Origin of the sequence: Lactobacillus sp. IBH004 (assembly GCF_026185255.2) — a bacterium.
GTDB classification, from domain to species: domain Bacteria; phylum Bacillota; class Bacilli; order Lactobacillales; family Lactobacillaceae; genus Lactobacillus; species Lactobacillus melliventris.
Genome location: NZ_CP110217.2, coordinates 702,297 through 721,623 on the forward strand (window position 1 = coordinate 702,297; position 19,327 = coordinate 721,623).

The 19,327-nt window shown below is 38.2% G+C and carries 15 protein-coding genes; 14 read left to right on the forward strand and 1 reads right to left on the reverse strand.

All coding sequences use genetic code 11. The features are described from left to right. The first annotated feature begins 80 nt into the window (after positions 1–80). Entirely contained in the window at positions 81–1,235 is a 1,155-nt protein-coding gene (locus LDX54_RS03610) for an MraY family glycosyltransferase (protein WP_046324601.1), read from the forward strand. A gap of 37 nt (positions 1,236–1,272) precedes the next feature. Here LDX54_RS03610 and LDX54_RS03615 read toward each other — a convergent pair whose 3' ends face one another. Next, positions 1,273–1,947: a YigZ family protein gene (locus LDX54_RS03615; protein WP_265667658.1), complete on the reverse strand. Its 675-nt coding sequence runs from the start codon at positions 1,945–1,947 to the stop codon at positions 1,273–1,275. Positions 1,948–1,983: 36 nt separating this feature from the next. On the opposite strand from LDX54_RS03615, the gene LDX54_RS03620 reads away from it, so the two are divergent. The 13 genes from LDX54_RS03620 to uvrA all read left to right on the forward strand — a co-directional run bounded on the left by LDX54_RS03620 (position 1,984) and on the right by uvrA (position 19,300). Beyond that, entirely contained in the window at positions 1,984–3,267 is a 1,284-nt protein-coding gene (locus LDX54_RS03620) for a DEAD/DEAH box helicase (RefSeq protein ID WP_265666839.1), read from the forward strand. Next, entirely contained in the window at positions 3,264–3,953 is a 690-nt protein-coding gene (locus LDX54_RS03625; RefSeq protein ID WP_265666838.1) for a ComF family protein, read from the forward strand. The genes LDX54_RS03620 and LDX54_RS03625 overlap by 4 nt, the downstream gene beginning before the upstream one ends. A 94-nt stretch (positions 3,954–4,047) precedes the next feature. Then, positions 4,048–4,596 (forward strand): ribosome-associated translation inhibitor RaiA, encoded by a 549-nt coding sequence (raiA, locus tag LDX54_RS03630; RefSeq protein WP_174794308.1) that lies wholly within the window; start codon positions 4,048–4,050, stop codon positions 4,594–4,596. A gap of 130 nt (positions 4,597–4,726) precedes the next feature. Further along, positions 4,727–7,126 carry a preprotein translocase subunit SecA gene (gene secA, locus LDX54_RS03635; RefSeq protein WP_265666837.1) on the forward strand — a complete coding sequence of 800 codons (2,400 nt, stop codon included), beginning with the start codon at positions 4,727–4,729 and terminating at the stop codon, positions 7,124–7,126. Between the two features lie 80 nt (positions 7,127–7,206). Beyond that, positions 7,207–8,323, forward strand: a protein-coding gene (gene prfB, locus LDX54_RS03640) for a peptide chain release factor 2 (protein ID WP_265666836.1) whose coding sequence is annotated in 2 segments (ribosomal slippage) — positions 7,207–7,278 and positions 7,280–8,323 — 1,116 coding nt in all. Because the reading frame shifts where the segments join, the coding sequence is not laid out codon by codon here. Positions 8,324–8,331: 8 nt separating this feature from the next. Then, on the forward strand, positions 8,332–8,613 hold the full coding sequence (locus tag LDX54_RS03645) for a hypothetical protein (RefSeq protein ID WP_046324608.1): 282 nt from the start codon (positions 8,332–8,334) through the stop codon (positions 8,611–8,613). 17 nt (positions 8,614–8,630) lie between these two features. After that, positions 8,631–9,593 carry an HPr(Ser) kinase/phosphatase gene (hprK, locus tag LDX54_RS03650; RefSeq protein WP_110445862.1) on the forward strand — a complete coding sequence of 321 codons (963 nt, stop codon included), beginning with the start codon at positions 8,631–8,633 and terminating at the stop codon, positions 9,591–9,593. Continuing rightward, positions 9,590–10,426: a prolipoprotein diacylglyceryl transferase gene (lgt, locus tag LDX54_RS03655; protein WP_046324610.1), complete on the forward strand. Its 837-nt coding sequence runs from the start codon at positions 9,590–9,592 to the stop codon at positions 10,424–10,426. The genes hprK and lgt overlap by 4 nt, the downstream gene beginning before the upstream one ends. A gap of 28 nt (positions 10,427–10,454) precedes the next feature. Further along, positions 10,455–11,474, forward strand: a complete 1,020-nt coding sequence (locus LDX54_RS03660) for an NAD(P)H-dependent glycerol-3-phosphate dehydrogenase (RefSeq protein WP_046324611.1) — start codon at positions 10,455–10,457, stop codon at positions 11,472–11,474. A 58-nt stretch (positions 11,475–11,532) separates the two neighbouring features. Next, the gene (gene trxB, locus LDX54_RS03665; RefSeq protein WP_046324612.1) at positions 11,533–12,468 is read left to right on the forward strand and encodes a thioredoxin-disulfide reductase; all 936 of its coding nucleotides are present in this window, start codon (positions 11,533–11,535) and stop codon (positions 12,466–12,468) included. A 126-nt stretch (positions 12,469–12,594) separates the two neighbouring features. Continuing rightward, complete coding sequence (locus tag LDX54_RS03670) at positions 12,595–14,319, forward strand: phospho-sugar mutase (RefSeq protein ID WP_265666835.1); 1,725 nt, start codon at positions 12,595–12,597, stop codon at positions 14,317–14,319. Between the two features lie 99 nt (positions 14,320–14,418). Continuing rightward, complete coding sequence (gene uvrB, locus LDX54_RS03675; protein WP_198202858.1) at positions 14,419–16,461, forward strand: excinuclease ABC subunit UvrB; 2,043 nt, start codon at positions 14,419–14,421, stop codon at positions 16,459–16,461. After that, positions 16,451–19,300, forward strand: a complete 2,850-nt coding sequence (gene uvrA / locus LDX54_RS03680; RefSeq protein ID WP_265666834.1) for an excinuclease ABC subunit UvrA — start codon at positions 16,451–16,453, stop codon at positions 19,298–19,300. Before uvrB ends, uvrA begins: the two co-directional genes overlap by 11 nt. Positions 19,301–19,327 lie beyond the last annotated feature (27 nt).

Here is a 19,327-nt window from a genome sequence, read left to right on the forward strand (position 1 = left end):
ATCTATGATAATCAACCTAATTTGTGCATTTTTGCTCTACCCTGTATAATTAAGACAACTTTAAATGAAAGTAGCCGACTATGTTTAAAATTATTGTTGAATTATTCTTTTTAGTGATTATACAGGCTGCGATCACACCTTTTATTAGGCGATTAGCTTTTGTATTAGGTGCTGTCGACATTCCCAATAAAAGAAGAGTAAATAAAAAACCGATGCCAACCCTAGGGGGGTTGGGTATTTTTGTCACCTTCAATATAGGAGCTTTTATTCTCCTGCGCGATCAGTTTCCAACTCATGAAGCATTTAGTATACTTTTAGGTTCTAGTGTAATTGTCTTGACTGGTATAATCGATGATATTATGGAACTGAAACCAAGACAAAAAATGCTGGGTATTTTTATTGGCGCTTTAGTAATTTATTTTCTTGCCGGTATTAAAATGAATGTTCTCAACCTGCCATTTTTGAATAAACAAATAAATCTGGGATGGTGGAGTCTGCCAATTACCATTTTTTGGATCTTAGCTTTGACTAATGCAGTTGATTTAATTGATGGGCTTGACGGATTGGCTGATGGTGTCTCTATGATTTCCCTCATAACGATGGGAATTGTCGGCTATTTCTTTTTGCACACCGGTCAACTCTATATTCCGATCGGCTGTTTTATGCTGGCAGCTTGTTTACTGGGCTTTTTACCATATAACTTTCACCCGGCTAAAATATTTTTAGGCGATACCGGTGCGTTATACATCGGATTTATGATTGCCGTATTTTCTCTAAAAGGCTTGAAGAACGTAACTTTCATTTCATTGCTTGTACCAGTCACTATTCTAGGTGTGCCGATTACTGATACGCTTTATGCTATGATTCGGCGCAAACTTAATAATCGACCCGTTTCCCAAGCTGATAAGCACCATTTGCATCATCAACTAATGAGAATGGGCTTGACCCACAGACAAACGGTTTTAAGCATTTATGCAATATCACTGGTCTTTTCTTTTATTTCCCTGTTATTTTTATTGTCACCAATGTGGGGCATGTGGGTCTTAATTGCTGGTCTGGCAGTTGCACTTGAATTTTTCGTAGAGTCCATTGGGCTTTTAGGTGAAAAATATAAGCCTCTGCTGAATTTAACCCAAAAATTAATTAATTCACGCAGTAAAAAAGATCCAACAGTTGAGGTATGGCATCTGGGACAGGATAAACCTGAGCAATTAAAAAAGAAGAAAAAAGAATAAATTTTAAACTTGACTCACATTTCACATGTGAGTTTTTTTACTGCTCATGATAGTTGTGTTGAGTGACAGGAACTTCATTATATCTTTGGGGAAGAAGTTCAAATTCTACTTTGCCCGCCAAAATATTGATTAAGTCATTTTCAAGCTGCTTTAATTTGTTTTCATCAATAAAAATGGAAATTGTGACTTTCGCTTCATAGTCGATATTATCAATGAAAATCTTTTTTTGATTAAGATAATGCTGAGTTTCGTCAAATTTTTTATAATCGACTTGAAATTTCAAGCCCTGTTGCTGCACGCGCTTAACCACTCCAATAGCTTCAACAGCCTTAGTGACACTGTTGGAATATGCACGGATTAAACCGCCAGCTCCCAGTTTTATCCCACCAAAATAGCGCGTTACTACCACGGTAACGTTTTTAAGATTCATTAATTGAAGTGCCTTTAACTCCGGGACACCTGCGGTTCCGGATGGTTCACCATTATCGCTTGCTTTAACATGCTCGTCGTTTAATCCAATAGTGTAAGCAAAAGTGTTATGGGTAGCATCACGGTATTTTTGGGTAACAGCATTAATTGCTTTTTCGGCCTCTTTAACGGTTAAAGTTCTTATAACAGTGGCAATAAAGCGACTTTTTTTAATTATTAATTCGTGGTCACCGTTTTCCTTAATGGTTAAATAATCTTCTTTTTCGTTTTCGTTCAAAAAAATCAGCCCTTTTTTGCGTATTTATCATTGGAGGACAAAATGGAAAATATTTCTCATCTTGCTGGTCGTCAATGGCTTAGTAGTCAACTGGATTTTAGCACAAAGAAAGGTATAACAAAAATCAAGGCTGTTATCAACGATCGGTGTTCACGCTGCAATGCTAAAGTTTGGGCTAAATTGCCGAATGGCAAAAGATATTGTCGCGAATGTATCGGTTTAGGAAGAGTGGTTGAAGGCGATTATCTTATTCGTAATGAAGAGAAAGTAAATTTCCCGCGCACAAAAAACGGTGGCTTAACTTGGAATGGTAAATTAACAACTCAACAAGAAAAAATTGCTCAGGATTTGGTTCAGAACTATATGAATAAGCAAAATACTTTAATTCATGCAGTAACCGGTGCTGGTAAAACTGAGATGATGTTTCCTTTGATTGCGCACTGTTTAGCGGAAGGGAAGCGGTGCTGCATAGCCGCACCAAGAATCGATGTAGTTAATGAATTATTTCCCCGCTTGCAAGTGGCATTCACTGAAATCAAAATTGGTAAATATCATGGGCATGAATACCAAGAGCCAGGCTTAGAGCAATTAACCATCTGTACCACCCATCAATTATTAAAATTTTTCCGTGCTTTTGATCTATTGATCATTGATGAAGCTGATTCTTTTCCATATGTGCAGAACCCTGAGCTTAATTTTGCTTCGAAAAATGCGCTTAAGAATAATGGCCAGATGGTCTATCTGACAGCAACACCTACAAAAGATTTATTAAAACTGGTTAAAAAGGGCCAAATTCAGCAATTAAAGTTAAATAGACGTTTTCATGGCTATTCCTTGCCTGTACCAAAAGAAAAACTGTTTTTACGTCAATTTTTAGAAGGTAAACGAATTAATCCAAGACTTGTGCAAGAAATTAGCAAAGTAATTAAGGCTAAGCATCCACTACTTTTATTTTTGCCCAGAATTGATTTGATTAAGCCATATGTTAGCGCACTTAGAAATGAGCCTGAATTTAAGCAAATAACAATAGAGGGTGTACATGCTAATGATGTACAGAGAATTGCAAAAGTTGATAATTTCAGGCGTGGACAAATACAATTGCTTGTTACCACTACTATTTTGGAACGTGGTGTAACTTTTAATCATGTTTGGGTGATTGTAGTTCAAGCAGATGATAAAATTTATAATACTTCTAGTTTGGTCCAAATTGCGGGTAGAGTTGGTCGCTCTAGGACTGATCCAACAGGTTTAATATTATTTTGCTACCAAAAATATACTTCAAGTCTGCGTAATGCTATGAAACAAATTCGTGAGATGAATAAATGAAAAAATGCCTATTATGTGGACAATATTTTATTTCAAAAATGTCATTTTTAAATTTATTTTCCTTGCACCAAAAGGATCGAAAAAGTATTTGTGACCACTGTTTAAAAAAGTTCATTCATGTACCTGAAAAGCATTGCCCAATATGCTCAGGCAGTTCGAAGCAAAATCAGATTTGTTCAGACTGTGTGAATTGGCAAAAAATATACGGCGAAAAGTTGTTAATTAATCACTCTGTGTATTTATATAACAGAGCATTTCATGATTTAATGGTTAACTATAAGCGCTATGGTGACTACATTTTATACGCTGCACTGCAAGAATTGTGTGTTGAAGAACTATCTGAATTTAAAGCTGATGTTTATGTTCCAGTTCCAACTTCTCCTGAGCACATCGCTAAAAGACAATTCGATACAATCACTGCACTGTACGGTAGTCTTGTTCCTTTAACAAACATGCTGGGTAAGAAAGCAGGACTAGGAGCCCAAGGAGAGAAAAATCGTGCTGAAAGATTAACTAGTGAGCAAAGCTTTTTTGTTAAGGAAAACTTTACGATTAATTTTCAAAAATGCACTGTCCTCTTGCTGGATGACATATACACTACTGGCAGAACGCTTTATCATGCTCGAGATGCGCTGGCAAAAATTTTCCCTAATGCGAAAATCAGTAGTTTTACCTTATGTAGATAAAACAAAATTGTTCAGCGCTTTCATGTTTTGTTATAATTTTGCTATAATATAGATAACATAAGACTGCCTCTAGCAGTTGAAAGGAGAATCTCATATGTTAAAGTATAATGTTCGTGGTGAAAATATCGAGGTAACGGATGCTTTAAGAAGTTACGTAGAAAAGCGCCTTAAAAAATTAGAAAAATATTTCGATTTAAATCAAGATATGATTGCTCATGTTAATTTAAAGGTGTATCGTGATCACAAGGCTAAAGTCGAGGTAACTATACCACTACCATACTTAGTATTGAGAGCTGAAGAAACAACTGACGATATGTATCGCAGTATTGATTTTGTTTCTGAAAAATTGGAAAGACAAATCAGAAAATATAAGACACGTGTAAATCGTAAGAGCCGTGAAAAAGGCATTAATGATTTCTTCGTTGAAAGTGCGGAGGAAGATTCGAAAGACAAAGAAAGTAATGAATTTACAATTGTTCGTAATAAACAAATTGGGTTGAAACCAATGAGTCCTGAAGAAGCAATCTTGCAAATGAATATGCTAGAGCATGATTTCTTTGTTTTTCAAGATGGTGAAACCAGCGGTACAAGTGTTGTCTATCGCAGAAATGACGGCCGTTATGGTTTGATTGAGACCAAATAGTAATAATATTATTAAGTAAGGGCCCCACATTTAGTGTGAGGTCTTTGTTTTGTTTATTTTTCATTTAGCGCTAATCATGGTAAAATTATAATGTGTTTTTATACTTTAACTACATATAAGGATCGATTAAATGGTAAACATTTTAAAGAAACTATACAATAACGATAAAAGAGAACTGAAAAAATTTGAAAAAATTGCAGATAAAGTTGAAAGTCATGCAGACGAATACAGTCGGCTTTCAGACGAAGAATTACTGGCAAAAACACCTGAATTTCGTGATAGATTGAAAAATGGTGAAAGCTTAGATTCGCTCTTGCCGGAAGCTTTTGCAGTTTCTCGTGAAGGAGCTAAAAGAGTTTTAGGCCTATACCCATTTCATGTTCAAGTATTAGGTGGTATTGCGCTGCACTACGGTAACATTGCCGAAATGATGACTGGTGAAGGTAAGACCTTAACTGCGACTATGCCTGTTTATCTGAATGCACTAACAGGAAAAGGCGTTCACGTTGTTACCGTTAACGAATACCTGTCCAGTCGTGATGCCGAAGAAATGGGCCAGTTGTACAAATGGTTAGGCTTAACCGTTGGTCTTAATTTGAATGCTATGTCTCCTGATGAAAAGCGTGAAGCATATAATTGTGATGTTACTTATTCCACTAACTCAGAACTAGGCTTTGATTATCTACGTGATAATATGGTCGTTTACAAGGAGCAAATGGTTCAACGTGAACTTAACTATGCTATTATCGATGAGGTTGACTCAATTTTAATTGATGAGGCCAGAACTCCATTAATTATTTCTGGCGAAGCAGAACAAGCTAATGGTGACTATATTCGTGCTGACCGCTTTGTTAAAACTCTTAAAGAAGACAAAAGTGATGATGATGCGGATGATGATAAGGACTATGGTGATTACAAAATTGACTGGCCAACTAAGACTATTTCTTTAACTAGAACTGGTATTCAAAAAGCTTGTGATCATTTTGGCCTTAAAAACTTGTATGACGTTGAAAATCAGAAATTAGTGCATCACCTTGATCAGGCTTTAAGAGCAAATTACATTATGCTTAAAGACATCGATTATGTTGTGCAAAACGGTGAAGTCCTGATCGTTGATTCTTTCACTGGTCGTGTTATGCAGGGACGGCGCTATTCTGATGGCCTGCACCAGGCTATTGAAGCTAAAGAAGGCGTTAAGATTCAAGAAGAATCCAAGACGCAGGCGACAATTACTTACCAGAACTTCTTTAGAATGTATAAAAAACTTGCCGGTATGACAGGTACTGCTAAAACTGAAGAAGAAGAATTCCGTGAAATTTACAACATGCAGGTAATTACTATCCCGACTAACCGTCCTTTGATCAGGATAGATAATCCGGATATTCTTTATCCTACTTTGTCATCCAAGTTTGCGGCAGTTGTTAATGAAATTAAAGAACGGCACTCAAAAGGTCAACCGGTATTAGTTGGTACCGTTGCGGTTGAAAGTTCTGAAAGACTGAGTAAGTTACTCGACAAAGAAGGAATTCCTCACGCCGTTTTGAATGCTAAAAACCATGCTAAGGAAGCTCAGATTATCATGAACGCCGGTCAACGCGGTGCGGTCACTATTGCGACCAACATGGCTGGCCGTGGTACCGACATTAAATTAGGGCCAGGTGTGAAAGAACTAGGTGGCCTTTCTGTTATAGGTACTGAACGTCATGAGTCTCGTAGAATTGATAACCAACTCCGTGGACGTTCAGGTCGTCAAGGTGACCCTGGTGTTACTCGTTTCTATCTCTCACTTGAAGATGATTTGATGAAACGCTTTGGTGGCGATAGAGTCAAAGACTTCCTTGACCGTTTGTCTGACAATGATGATGACAAGGTAATTGAGAGTCGCTTGATCACTAGACAAGTTGAGTCTGCTCAAAAACGTGTTGAAGGTAATAACTATGATACCCGTAAGCAAACATTGCAGTATGATGATGTTATGCGTATTCAACGTGAGATTATTTATGGTGAACGGATGCAGGTTATTGGTGAAGAAAAGTCACTTAAGGATGTTTTAATCCCAATGATTCGTCGTACTATTAATAGTCAAGTTGATATGTTTACACAGGGTGATCGTAGTAAATGGCGGCTTGATTCACTGCGTGACTTCATTTCTTCAAGTTTGACGAACGAAGAAGAAACTGATGCAATTGACTTCAAGACAATTACGGTTCCTGACTTAAAGCAAAAGCTGTATGATATCGTTGAAGCCAACTATGAAGAAAAAGAAGCGATTTTGGCTGATCCTTCAGAAATGCTTGAATTTGAAAAAGTAGTTATCTTGCGGGTAGTTGACGATCGCTGGACTGATCATATAGATGCTATGGACCAATTACGGCAATCAATCAGTTTACGTGGCTACGGTCAACTTAATCCGCTGGTAGAATACCAGGATTCTGGCTACAACATGTTTGAAGAAATGGTATCAAATATTGAATTTGACGTGACTCGTTTATTTATGAAAGCTGAAATTAGACAAAATCTTAGTCGTTAATAGTTAAGATGGGAGGAGAAAGCAGCTGCTTTCTCTTTTTTACTGAAATTTTATTAAAAATAAAGGAGCTATTGTAAAATATGGAAATAAGTGACATTCAAAATAAATTGGATAGTTTGAAAAAGCGGTTAGACCACTTTAGGGGGTCTCTTTGACTTAGATTCAATAAACGAAAGTATCATTGTTAATGAAAATAAGATGCAAGAGCCGACTTTTTGGGATGATCAGGAAAAAGCACAAACTTTGATTAGTGAAACAAATGTGTTGAAAGAAAAACGTGATTCTTTTGTTAAATTGGAAAAGGATTATCAAAATGAAATAACAGCACTAGAATTACTGCGTGAAGAAGCAGATCAAGATTTACAAAAAGAAGTTGAAACCGATCTGCAAAAATTGCAAACTGAGTTTCATGATTATGAGCTAGATTTACTCTTATCTGGCAAATATGATGATCACAATGCGCTGATTGAAATTCATCCGGGAGCAGGTGGCACTGAAGCGATGGACTGGGGCCAAATGCTCTTGCGGATGTACCAGAGATATGCCGATATTCGCGGCTTTAAATTTGAAATTAGTAATTATGAACCTGGAGAAGAAGCTGGTCTTAAAAGCGTTAGTGCCAAGATTACTGGTAAAAATGCCTACGGCCTGATGAAATCGGAAAATGGTGTTCATCGCTTGGTGAGAATTTCTCCCTTCGATTCGGCCAAGAGGAGACATACATCTTTTGCTTCGGTTGAAGTTATTCCGGAAATTGATGAGAGTATAAAGGTGGATATCGATCCTAAAGATCTCCGTGTTGATGTTTACCGGTCGAGTGGTGCAGGCGGTCAGCATATTAATAAAACATCAAGCGCTGTCAGAATCACTCATTTACCGACAGGAATCGTAACTACGTCTCAGGCGCAGCGTTCACAGTTGCAGAATCGGGAAACCGCAATGAATGAACTGCGAGCAAAATTATTTCATTTGGAAGAAGAAAAGAAACGTAAGCACAAGCAGGAGCTTAAAGGTGACCAAAAAGAAATTGGTTGGGGCTCACAAATTAGATCTTATGTTTTTCATCCTTATAATTTGGTTAAAGATCTGCGCACAGGCTATGAAACTTCCGATACAAGTGGTGTAATGGATGGCAAGCTGCAACCGTTTGTTTATGCATATTTACAATGGCTTTTGAGCCAGGAAAATCCAGAGTAGGTGATTAGATGAGTTTTTGGGGAATTGTTGGTTTAGTATTATTGGCAGTTGTTATTTTAAGTATTATTTTTGCCATATTTCACATCTTTTTCATGATATTACCGGCAGCCTTAGTAATTATTGGTATTATCTGGTTAATCAATCATTTTACCAAAAATGATGATAATAATGCTGGACACTCTGATCTTAATTCTGGTTCTTATAGCTGGGACAATTGGAATGAAAATAATCAAACTAAACCAAAACGGAAAAAAGTACGCGATGCTAAAACCAAAGATGTCGACAAATAATAAAGGGGCATTTTGAAATGACAAACGCTGTTAAATTAAGAAATTTAATTCGTGATAATAAAATTGTTCATGTTGTGCAGGGAAAACAATATATCAATAATAAGGAGATTGTTGTATCTGATATTTATAGACCAGGACTGGAGTTAACAGGCTACTTTGACTTTTACCCCCGCCAGCGTATTCAGTTACTTGGGCGTACAGAAATTTCTTATGCCGCTAGACTAGACCACGATAGTTTAGTGCAGGTTTTTAAAAAACTTTGTACCCCTGATACGCCCTGCTTTTTTGTATCGCGTTCTCTGCGAATACCACCGGAACTAGCTCAAGCTGCTGATGAGGCGGAGATTCCTATTCTTTCTTCACCAGAGTCAACTACCTATGTTTCCAGTATTTTGACGGAATATTTAAGAGAGCGACTAGCTGTCCGTGATACGATTCACGGCGTCTTAGTTGAAGTTAAAGGTATGGGCGTGTTACTGACTGGTGATTCAGGTGTTGGGAAATCTGAAACTGCTTTAGGCTTAATTCATCGTGGTCACCGTTTAATAGCTGATGATCGAGTTGATGTTTATCAAAAAGATGTGGAAACCGTGATGGGTGAAGCTCCGGAAATATTAAAACACCTAATGGAAATTCGTGGTATTGGTATCATTGATGTTATGGATCTGTTCGGTGTTGGAGCTGTTAAAAACCGTGAAAGCATCCAGCTGGTTATCAAACTTGTCAATTGGGATAAGAAAGCTAATTATGATCGTTTAGGTTTTGAGGAAAGCAAACGAGATATTTGTAATGTTGAAGTTCCCCAAATCACTATTCCTGTTAAAGTCGGTCGTAACATGGAAGATATTATTGAAATTGCAACTATGAATTTCCGCGCCAAGAGAAGCGGCTATAATGCTACCAAAACTTTTGACAGTAATTTAACGAAATTAATTAAGAAAAACTCTCAAGCAGACACAGCAAAGGATAAGAATAAATGATATTGACCATCAATCCTGTAGCATTTAAATTAGGAAACCTAAGTGTCAAGTGGTATGGCATTATTATGGCTGTCGCAATTATTTTAGCTGTCTCAATGGCAATTTTTGAAGGACGTAAACGTCAAATTGAAAGTGATGACTTCATGGATTTGCTGTTATGGGCTGTTCCTCTTGGATATGTGGGTGCACGCATTTACTATGTTATTTTTGAATGGAATTATTATTCTCAGCATCTTGACGAGATAATTGCTATTTGGAATGGTGGCATAGCTATCTATGGCGGCTTACTGGCCGGATTGGCAGTTTTACTGGTATTTTGTTATAAGAGAATGTTGCCACCATTTCTGATGCTGGACATCATTACGCCAGGAGTAATGGCTGCTCAAATATTAGGCCGCTGGGGTAATTTTATTAATCAAGAAGCTCATGGTGGGCCCACAACCTTGGCGTTTTTACAAAGCTTACACTTACCTGATTTTATTATTAATCAGATGAAAATCGGTGGAGTATACTATCAGCCAACTTTTCTATATGAATCTTTTTTTAATTTGATTGGTTTACTGATAATATTGTTATTAAGACACAGAAAGCATCTGTTTAAACAAGGCGAAATATTTATGCTCTATTTGGCATGGTATTCTGTCGTACGTTTTTTCGTAGAAGGCATGCGGACAGATAGTCTTTACCTTTGGGGATCTATTCGGGTTTCGCAAATGCTTAGTGTAATATTGCTGATAGTGGTTATAGTATTATTTATTTATCGCAGGCGAATTGTTAAACCCAAATGGTATTTAGACGGCAGTGGCTTGAAATACCCTTATAGTCGAGATTAATAATTATTTTAGTGAAAGAGAGTAAAAAATGACAAAAATTGCAGTTTTAGGAGCAGGTTCATGGGGTACGGTTTTAGGATCAATGCTTGCTGATAAAGGATATAATATCGTTCTGTATGGTAATAACGAAAAAGTTAATGACGAAATTAACCAGAATCATACCAATGAGCACTACATGAAAAACTGGCAGGTAAATAAAACGGCTGTTGCGACAGGTGACTTAAATGAAGCTTTAACGGAAGCCGAAATTGTATTATTTGTTTTACCTACTCAAGCTATTCGCAGTGTTGCTCAGAATGTAAGTAAAATTTTAAGACAAACTAATTCAAAGCCGCTTATAGTCACTGCTACGAAAGGTATTGAACCGGGTTCCAAAAAACTGATATCGGAAATTTTAACTGAAGAAATCTATCCGGATGATGAGGATAAAATTGTAGCTATTTCAGGACCTAGCCATGCTGAAAGTGTTGCTCAAAAAGATTTGACTGCCATTTCATGTGCTTCAAGCAGCATGGAAAATGCACAAAAAGTGCAGCGGTTATTTTCAAATGACTATTTCCGTTTATATACCAATAGCGACCTGATTGGTGTTGAAGTAGCTGGTGCGGTTAAAAATGTTATTGCAATCGCGGCTGGGATTTTAGTTGGTAAGCACTATGGTGACGATGCTAAGGCGGCTTTAATGACCCGAGGCTTAGCAGAGATTACACGCCTAGGAGTTAATTATTTTGGTGCCGACCCAATGACTTTTAGTGGTCTTGCAGGAATAGGTGATTTAATTGTTACTTGTACATCAGTCAATTCTCGTAATTGGCGCTGTGGTAAGCAATTAGGTGAGGGCAAGAGTCTTGACTATGTCTTGCAAAATATGGGTCAGGTTGTTGAAGGTGCCACAACAGTAAAGGCTGTGCACGAATTATGCGCAGAAAAGCATATTGATATGCCAATTAGTGAAGCTATCTACCGCGTTTTATACCAAAATTCTAATGTAGATGATGAAATTACCCAGATGATGGGTAGAAGTCCTAAACAGGAGATTAGACTTTAACATGCAAATCGTTGTAATATTTACTTACGAAAAATAAGAAAGTACTGGGGGTAAAACTATGACGGAAAAATATGACGTAATCATTATCGGAGCAGGACCTGGCGGCTTAACTGCTGCTCTTTATGCTTCTCGTGCAAACCTTTCAGTGTTAATGCTTGATCGTGGTTTGTATGGTGGGCAAATGAATAACACCGATGCAATTGATAACTATCCCGGCTTTAGTGAAATTAAAGGACCAGAGTTGGGCGAAAAAATGTACAATTCTGTTATGAAGTTTGGTGCCAAATTTGAATATGGGGATGTTCAAACAGTAACCACCGATGGTGACCTAAAAATAGTTAAAACAGATACTGGCGAGTACAGTGCACCTGCTTTAATTATTGCTACCGGAGCGGATCATCGTCATTTAGGTGTTCCTGGTGAAGATGAATATTCCGGTAAGGGCGTTTCTTATTGTGCGGTTTGTGATGCTGCCTTTTTTAAAGATGAAGATATTGCGGTTATAGGTGGCGGCGATTCAGCTATTGAAGAAGGAATTTACTTGGCTCAAAGTGCTAAGTCGGTTACGGTTATACATAGGCGGGATCAACTACGTGCTCAACCAACTCTGCAAAAACGTGCTTTTGCCAATCCTAAAATGCATTTCATTTGGAATGGCTTAACTCAATCTATTGATGGTGACGGCAATAAGGTGACTGGCGTTACCTATAAAGATAAAGAGACCGGTGAAGAAAAACACTTAAAGACTCGCGGTGTTTTTATCTACGTTGGCGTTATTCCTCAAACTGCTCCTTTTAAAGATTTGGGTGTAACTGATGAGAATGGTTGGATTCCAACAGATGAGCATATGAGAACTAAGGTTGATGGTATTTTTGCCCTGGGTGATGTAAGGGCAAAAGACTTACGCCAAATTGCTAATGCAGTTGGTGACGGCAGTATTGCTGGCCAACAGGCATACAATTATTTGCAAGATTTAAATGATCGGAAAATATAAGGATTACAAAAAGAATTCAGCTTAAATGAATTCTTTTTTTATTTTTACAGATAGCGATAGTGATAAATGCTAGAATATAATTTATGAAAACGAATTAAATGCTAGAAAAAGAGGAACATTACTGAAATGAAAGCAAGAGAAACATTTCAAAAATGGCAACAGGCACAAAATCTGCCCGATTATTTAAAAGATCAACTGTCTGAACTTGGTCAAGATCCAAATTGGGTTGAGGATGCGTTTGGGCAAGATATTAATTTCGGTACAGCCGGCATGAGGGGCAGACTGGAGCCGGGAACTAATCGCATCAATTTGTACACTGTTGGCCGTGTAACAGAAGGTTTAGCTCGGTTGATAGATGAAAAGGGTGAGCAAGCTCAAAATAAAGGGGTAGTAATTTCCTTTGATTCACGTTATCACTCTCGTGAATTTGCGGAACATGCGGCGAGAATCTTAGGAAGCCATAATATCCATGTTTATCTGTTTGATGATTTAAGACCAACACCTGAATTATCATTTGCTGTTAGGTACTTACACGCTGCAGCCGGAATTAATATTACTGCTTCTCATAATGCCAAACAATATAATGGTTACAAGGTTTATGGTGCCGATGGCGCCCAAATGGGTCCTGAAGATGCAGAGCGAGTTTTTGAGTATTCTCAAAGAGTAACAGATATTTTTAACGTTCAAGCAGCGCCAGTAGTGCAACTCCGTGCACGAAAAACTTTACAGCTGATTGGTGAAGACATTGATGAAGCATATTTAGCAGCATTAAAAACGGTAAATGTTAACCCCGACCTTATCCGGCAAAATGCCGACAAATTAACAATCATTTATACCCCATTGCATGGTACAGGTAAAATGATTTATGATCGCGCATTCAGGCAAGGAGGTTTTACTAATGTAATTCCGGTTCCCAGCCAGGCAATCATTGATCCGGAATTTCCAACAACTAAAAAACCAAATCCGGAATACCGTGATGTTTTTGATCCGGGAATAAAATTAGCAAATGAAAAACAGGCAGACTTAATCATTGCCACGGATCCTGATGCTGATCGAATGGGTGCATGCGTGCGCACTAAAAACGGTGATTTTCAGGTACTAACTGGTAACCAAATTGCCACGCTGATGATTTATTATTTGCTGGTCAATTTAAAAAATAATGGTCAATTAGCCGGCGATTATGAATTAATTACCTCAGTAGTTTCCAGTAGCATGCCGTTTAAAATTGCCCAAGATTTTGGTATTAAAACCAAATATGTTTTGACCGGTTTCAAGTTTATTGGCGAAGAAATCGATCGCATGAGTAAGATGCATGATGGCAAATTCTTGATGGGCTTTGAAGAAAGCTACGGCTATCTTTTTAAGCCTTTTGCGCGGGATAAAGACGCTATGCAGGGTGCACTAATGTTTGCTGAAGTAGCTTCTTATTATGCTTCGCGCAACATGACCGTGCTAGATGGACTCAATGAAATTTGGCAAAAATATGGCACTTCATACGAAATAACCAAAGCTGTTGAAATGCCAGGCATCGGTGGCCAAAAGAAAATGGCGCTCTTGATGGCAAAGTTGCGCTCAGAACATTTGGAAAAGATAAATGGTGTTAAGGTTAACAAAATTCAAGACTTTTTAAAGCAGCAAGAAATTACCGAGAATGGTGTTCAACCATTAGCAGGGCTACCTAAATCCAATGTATTAAAATATTATTTAGCAGATGAAACCTGGCTGGCTTTAAGACCATCTGGTACAGAACCAGTAATTAAAGCCTACGTCGGAGTTAATAAGCCCGATATTGCAACTGCTCATGAGGCGGCTGAAAGTTATCAAAAGGCAATGGCAAAACTGTTAAAATAAGACAAAAAGGATGCGAAAATACGTTCGAGAGAGTAAAATATAATAAGTCAAATAAGAGTTGGGCAATTTTGTCCAACTTTTTCTACGAGGAGTCTTTCGATGATTAAACGACAAGAAGAACGTAAATTTGAACTCGTTTCTAAATTTAATCCAGCAGGCGATCAGCAACAAGCCATTGATAAATTGGCTGCTGGCTTTAAAAAAGGGTATAAAGAACAGATTTTGGAAGGTGCTACCGGTACTGGTAAAACTTTCACTATGGCCAATATTATTGCTAAGTTAAATAAACCCACTTTAGTCATTTCGCATAATAAGACTTTGGTGGGACAGCTATACGGCGAATTTAAAGAGTTTTTCCCACATAATGCCGTTGACTATTTTGTGTCATACTATGATTATTACCAACCTGAAGCATATGTGCCGCAATCAGATACATATATTGAAAAGGACTCAGCAATTAATGATGAAATTGACCAGTTGCGTCACCAAGCTACCAGCGACTTAATGGAACGTAACGATGTTATTGTCGTAGCGTCAGTTTCATGCATTTACGGCTTAGGTGACCCGAAAGAATATGCTGCGAGTGTGATTACGGTTCATGAGGGTGAAGAATACAACAGAAACACTTTACTGCGTGATCTAGTCAATATTCAATATGACCGCAATGATATTGACTTTCAACGTGGTCGTTTTCGCGTTCGTGGAGATGTTGTAGAAGTTTTTCCTGCAGGTAATTCTAACCACGCTTATCGGATTGAATTTTTCGGCGATGAAATTGACAGAATTGTAGAAGTTGATGCCTTAACTGGTGAAGTTATTGGTGAAAGAGAGAGTATTTCACTTTTCCCAGCAACGCACTTCATGACCAATGAAGAGCAAATGAGACGCGCTCTCAAGGCCATTTCACAAGAAATGAAAATTCAAGTGAAAAAGTTTGAAGGCGAGGGAAAGTTGCTGGAAGCTGAACGTATTAAGCAACGGACCACTTTCGATATGGAAATGATGGGTGAAGTTGGCTATACCAACGGTATTGAAAACTATTCTCGTCATATGGAAGGAAGAAAAGAAGGAGAACCCCCTTATACTTTACTTGACTTCTTTCCGGATGATTTTCTCATTCTAATTGATGAGTCTCACGCCACTATGCCGGAAATTAGGGCAATGTACAACGGAGACCGCAACCGTAAAAAGACTTTGATTGATTACGGCTTTCGTTTACCTTCTGCGCTTGATAACAGGCCCTTGAAGCTGGCTGAATTTGAAAAGCATGTTAACCAAATATTATATGTTTCAGCAACCCCGGGAGATTATGAGCTCGAACGGACAAATCATAAGGTCGAACAAATCATCAGACCAACTGGTTTGCTTGATCCAAAGATTGAAGTTAAACCGGTTGAGGGTCAAATTGATGATCTAGTTGCTGAAATTAACAAGCGGATTGAAAAGAATGAACGTGTTTTCGTTACTACATTAACGAAAAAAATGGCTGAGGACTTAACAGATTATTTAAAAGATCTCGGGATTAAAGTGCAATATCTTCATTCAGATGTTAAAACTTTGGAGCGGATGCAAATATTGCGTGACTTGCGTACTGGCAAGTATGACGTTTTAATTGGTATTAACTTATTGCGTGAGGGTATTGATGTACCGGAAGTTTCACTTGTTGCAATTCTTGATGCTGATAAGGAAGGCTTTCTACGTGCATACCGGCCGCTAGTGCAAACAATGGGGCGTGCTTCCAGAAACGCAGATGGGGCTGTAATTATGTATGCCGATACAATCACAGACTCAATGCGGGAAGCTATCGATGCAACGCAGAGAAGACGTAAATTACAGATTAAGTTTAATGAAGAACATGGTATGAAACCGAAAACTATTGTTAAACCGATCAGGGATGTTATTTCTGCTACAAAAGTGGCGGATGAAGATACGCAAACTGATAGTTTTGCTGATTTGAATTTTGACGAATTAACCGTTAAACAAAAGAGAACCATGATTAAAGACTTGCGCAAGCAAATGCAGGAAGCTGCTAAGAAGCTTGATTTCGAAGGCGCTGCAACTTTGCGGGATGCTATCATGGAACTGGAAAGTTCAACTAGAAGTCCAATTAAGAAAAAAGGGAAAGCATTAAATGGTAAATGATAAAATTGTTATTCGGGGTGCGCGTGAACACAATTTAAAAGACATTAACCTGTCTATACCTAAGGATAAATTAGTTGTTATTACCGGCCTGTCGGGTTCTGGCAAAAGTTCTTTGGCTTTTGATACTTTGTATGCCGAAGGGCGTAGAAGATATGTCCAATCACTGTCAAGCTATGCGCGCCAATTTTTAGGACAAATGGATAAGCCAGATGTTGATTCAATCGATGGCTTAAATCCAGCAATCTCAATTGATCAAAAAACGACATCGCATAATCCCAGATCAACTGTGGGCACAGTTACTGAAATAAATGATTATCTCAGACTTTTGTGGGCTCGAGTTGGACACCCAGTTTGTCCTAACGATGGTACTTTAATTGAAAGACAGTCGGTTGAGCAAATGGTTAACCGCATTTTGGCTTTGCCTGAACGTAGCCGTATTCAAATTTTGGCACCAGTAATTAGAGCTAAAAGAGGAGCACATAAAGAAGTCTTTAAACGGGTACAAAGAGCAGGCTATGTGCGTGTTATTGTTGATGGCGATATGCATGAAATTGGTGAAAAATTTGATTTAGAAAAAAATAAGCGCCATTCAATTGATATCGTGGTTGACCGTTTGATTGTTAAAGAAGGTATTCGGTCACGCCTTTTTGATTCCGTGGAGGCAGCTCTGCGCTTATCGGACGGCTATATGAATGTTGATGTGATCGGCGCAGAAACGATCAACTTTTCAGAATACTATGCTTGTCCTAAATGCGGCTTTACTGTAGGAGAAATGGAACCACGGCTTTTCTCTTTTAATGCACCGTTTGGCGCTTGTCCTGATTGTGACGGCTTAGGCGTCAAGTTATCAGTTGATGAGGACTTGGTTGTTCCGGATCAAAGCAAAACTTTAGCCGAAGGAGCAGTTGCACCTTGGAAAAATTCCAAGTACTACGGGGAAATGCTTGAGCAGGCATGTACGGCTTTGAAAATTCCGCTTGATAAACCATTTTCTAAGTTGACTAAGAAGCAAAAAAATACAATCTTACACGGCTCAACTAAAAAAATTAAGTTTCATGTTACCGGTGATTTCGGAGTTAATGATACTACAGCGCCTTTTGAAGGTGCTATGGAGAATGTTGAAAGACGTTATTATCATCCGATGTCCAAATTCATGCGTGATGTTATGGGCAAATATATGACAGAACTTACTTGCTCAACTTGTCATGGCAAAAGATTAAATCGTAAAGCATTAGCGGTTAAAGTTAATGGCAAGGATATCGCTGAGGCATCGGATTTGGCAATCAGTCATGCCCTTAAATTTTTCAATAATATCAAACTTGATGAACAAGAATCTGTCATTGCTAAGCCAATACTAAAGGAGGTGCGTGACAGGCTCACCTTCTTAAATAGTGTGGGCCTAGATTATTTGACCTTGTCACGTTCTGCTAATACTTTATCTGGTGGGGAAGCTCAAAGAATCCGACTTGCGACCCAAATTGGTTCAAATCTTTCAGGAGTCATGTATGTTTTGGATGAGCCGTCAATTGGTTTACATCAGCGTGATAATGACCGGCTGATAGCTGCTTTGAAGCGCATGCGTGATTTAGGTAATTCCTTAATTGTAGTTGAACATGATGACGAGACTATGAGACAAGCCGATTACCTGATCGATATGGGTCCGGGTGCTGGGACTTATGGCGGTGAAGTCATGGCTGCCGGTACGCCTGAAGAAGTTGAACAGAATGAAAAATCTCTAACTGGACAATATATGGCAGGTAAAAAGTTTGTACCTGTTCCGTTAAAAAGGCGTAAAGGTAATGGTAAAAAAATTACAATTACCGGTGCAGCTGAAAATAATCTCAAGAATTTAAAGGTTGAATTTCCTTTAGGTAAATTAATTGTGGTTACTGGGGTTTCAGGTTCAGGTAAATCAACCTTGGTAAATATGATATTAAAACGTGCTTTAGCACAAAAATTGAATCGAAATCAAACTAAACCTGGCAAATATAAAACTATCAGTGGCTACCAAAACATTGAAAAGATCATTGATATTGATCAAAGTCCGATCGGCCGTACTCCTCGAAGTAATCCCGCTACTTATACCAGTGTTTTTGATGATATTAGAGCTTTATTTGCCCAAACAAATGAAGCCAAACTTCGTGGTTACACTAAGGCGCGCTTTTCTTTTAATGTTAAAGGCGGCCGTTGTGAAGCCTGCCATGGCGATGGCATTATTAAAATAGAAATGAATTTTTTACCGGACGTATATGTTCCGTGTGAAGTTTGTCATGGCAGTCGTTATAATTCTGAAACTCTCGAAGTAACCTATCGCAAGAAAAATATTGCACAGGTTTTAGATATGACAATTAGTGAGGCTTGCTTGTTCTTCAAAAATATTCCTAAAATTGCGCGCAAATTACAAACAATTGTGGATGTCGGTTTAGGTTATGTCAAACTAGGTCAGTCTGCTACTACCTTATCTGGTGGTGAAGCGCAAAGGATGAAGCTTGCTGCGGAGTTGCAGAAGTTATCAACAGGTAAGAACTTTTACATTTTAGATGAGCCGACAACTGGTTTGCATACAGATGATATCAAGCGTTTACTGGAAGTATTGCAAAGACTCGTTGATCAAGGTAATACAGTTTTGATAATCGAACACAATTTGGATGTGATTAAAAATGCTGATTGGTTAATTGATCTGGGTCCTGAAGGAGGAGAAGGTGGTGGCCAAATAGTTGCCACTGGCACACCAGAGCAGGTAGCACAGGTTAAGGAAAGTTATACCGGTCAGTATTTAAAGCCAGTTCTTATGCGTGACACATCACTAACAAAAAAGGCTAGAGCAAAAAGTAATTAAATAGTATTAATTATTTGTGAGAAAGTG

What these genes read in the sequence shown, in the direction of transcription:
- hprK (WP_110445862.1), top strand. Translation starts at nt 8,631, where the DNA reads ATGACAAACGCTGTTAAATTAAGAAATTTAATTCGTGATAATAAAATT.
- LDX54_RS03645 (WP_046324608.1), top strand. Translation starts at nt 8,332, where the DNA reads ATGAGTTTTTGGGGAATTGTTGGTTTAGTATTATTGGCAGTTGTTATT.
- LDX54_RS03625 (WP_265666838.1), top strand. Translation starts at nt 3,264, where the DNA reads ATGAAAAAATGCCTATTATGTGGACAATATTTTATTTCAAAAATGTCA.
- raiA (WP_174794308.1), top strand. Translation starts at nt 4,048, where the DNA reads ATGTTAAAGTATAATGTTCGTGGTGAAAATATCGAGGTAACGGATGCT.
- trxB (WP_046324612.1), top strand. Translation starts at nt 11,533, where the DNA reads ATGACGGAAAAATATGACGTAATCATTATCGGAGCAGGACCTGGCGGC.
- uvrB (WP_198202858.1), top strand. Translation starts at nt 14,419, where the DNA reads ATGATTAAACGACAAGAAGAACGTAAATTTGAACTCGTTTCTAAATTT.
- LDX54_RS03670 (WP_265666835.1), top strand. Translation starts at nt 12,595, where the DNA reads ATGAAAGCAAGAGAAACATTTCAAAAATGGCAACAGGCACAAAATCTG.
- secA (WP_265666837.1), top strand. Translation starts at nt 4,727, where the DNA reads ATGGTAAACATTTTAAAGAAACTATACAATAACGATAAAAGAGAACTG.
- LDX54_RS03610 (WP_046324601.1), top strand. Translation starts at nt 81, where the DNA reads ATGTTTAAAATTATTGTTGAATTATTCTTTTTAGTGATTATACAGGCT.
- LDX54_RS03660 (WP_046324611.1), top strand. Translation starts at nt 10,455, where the DNA reads ATGACAAAAATTGCAGTTTTAGGAGCAGGTTCATGGGGTACGGTTTTA.
- lgt (WP_046324610.1), top strand. Translation starts at nt 9,590, where the DNA reads ATGATATTGACCATCAATCCTGTAGCATTTAAATTAGGAAACCTAAGT.
- uvrA (WP_265666834.1), top strand. Translation starts at nt 16,451, where the DNA reads ATGGTAAATGATAAAATTGTTATTCGGGGTGCGCGTGAACACAATTTA.
- LDX54_RS03620 (WP_265666839.1), top strand. Translation starts at nt 1,984, where the DNA reads ATGGAAAATATTTCTCATCTTGCTGGTCGTCAATGGCTTAGTAGTCAA.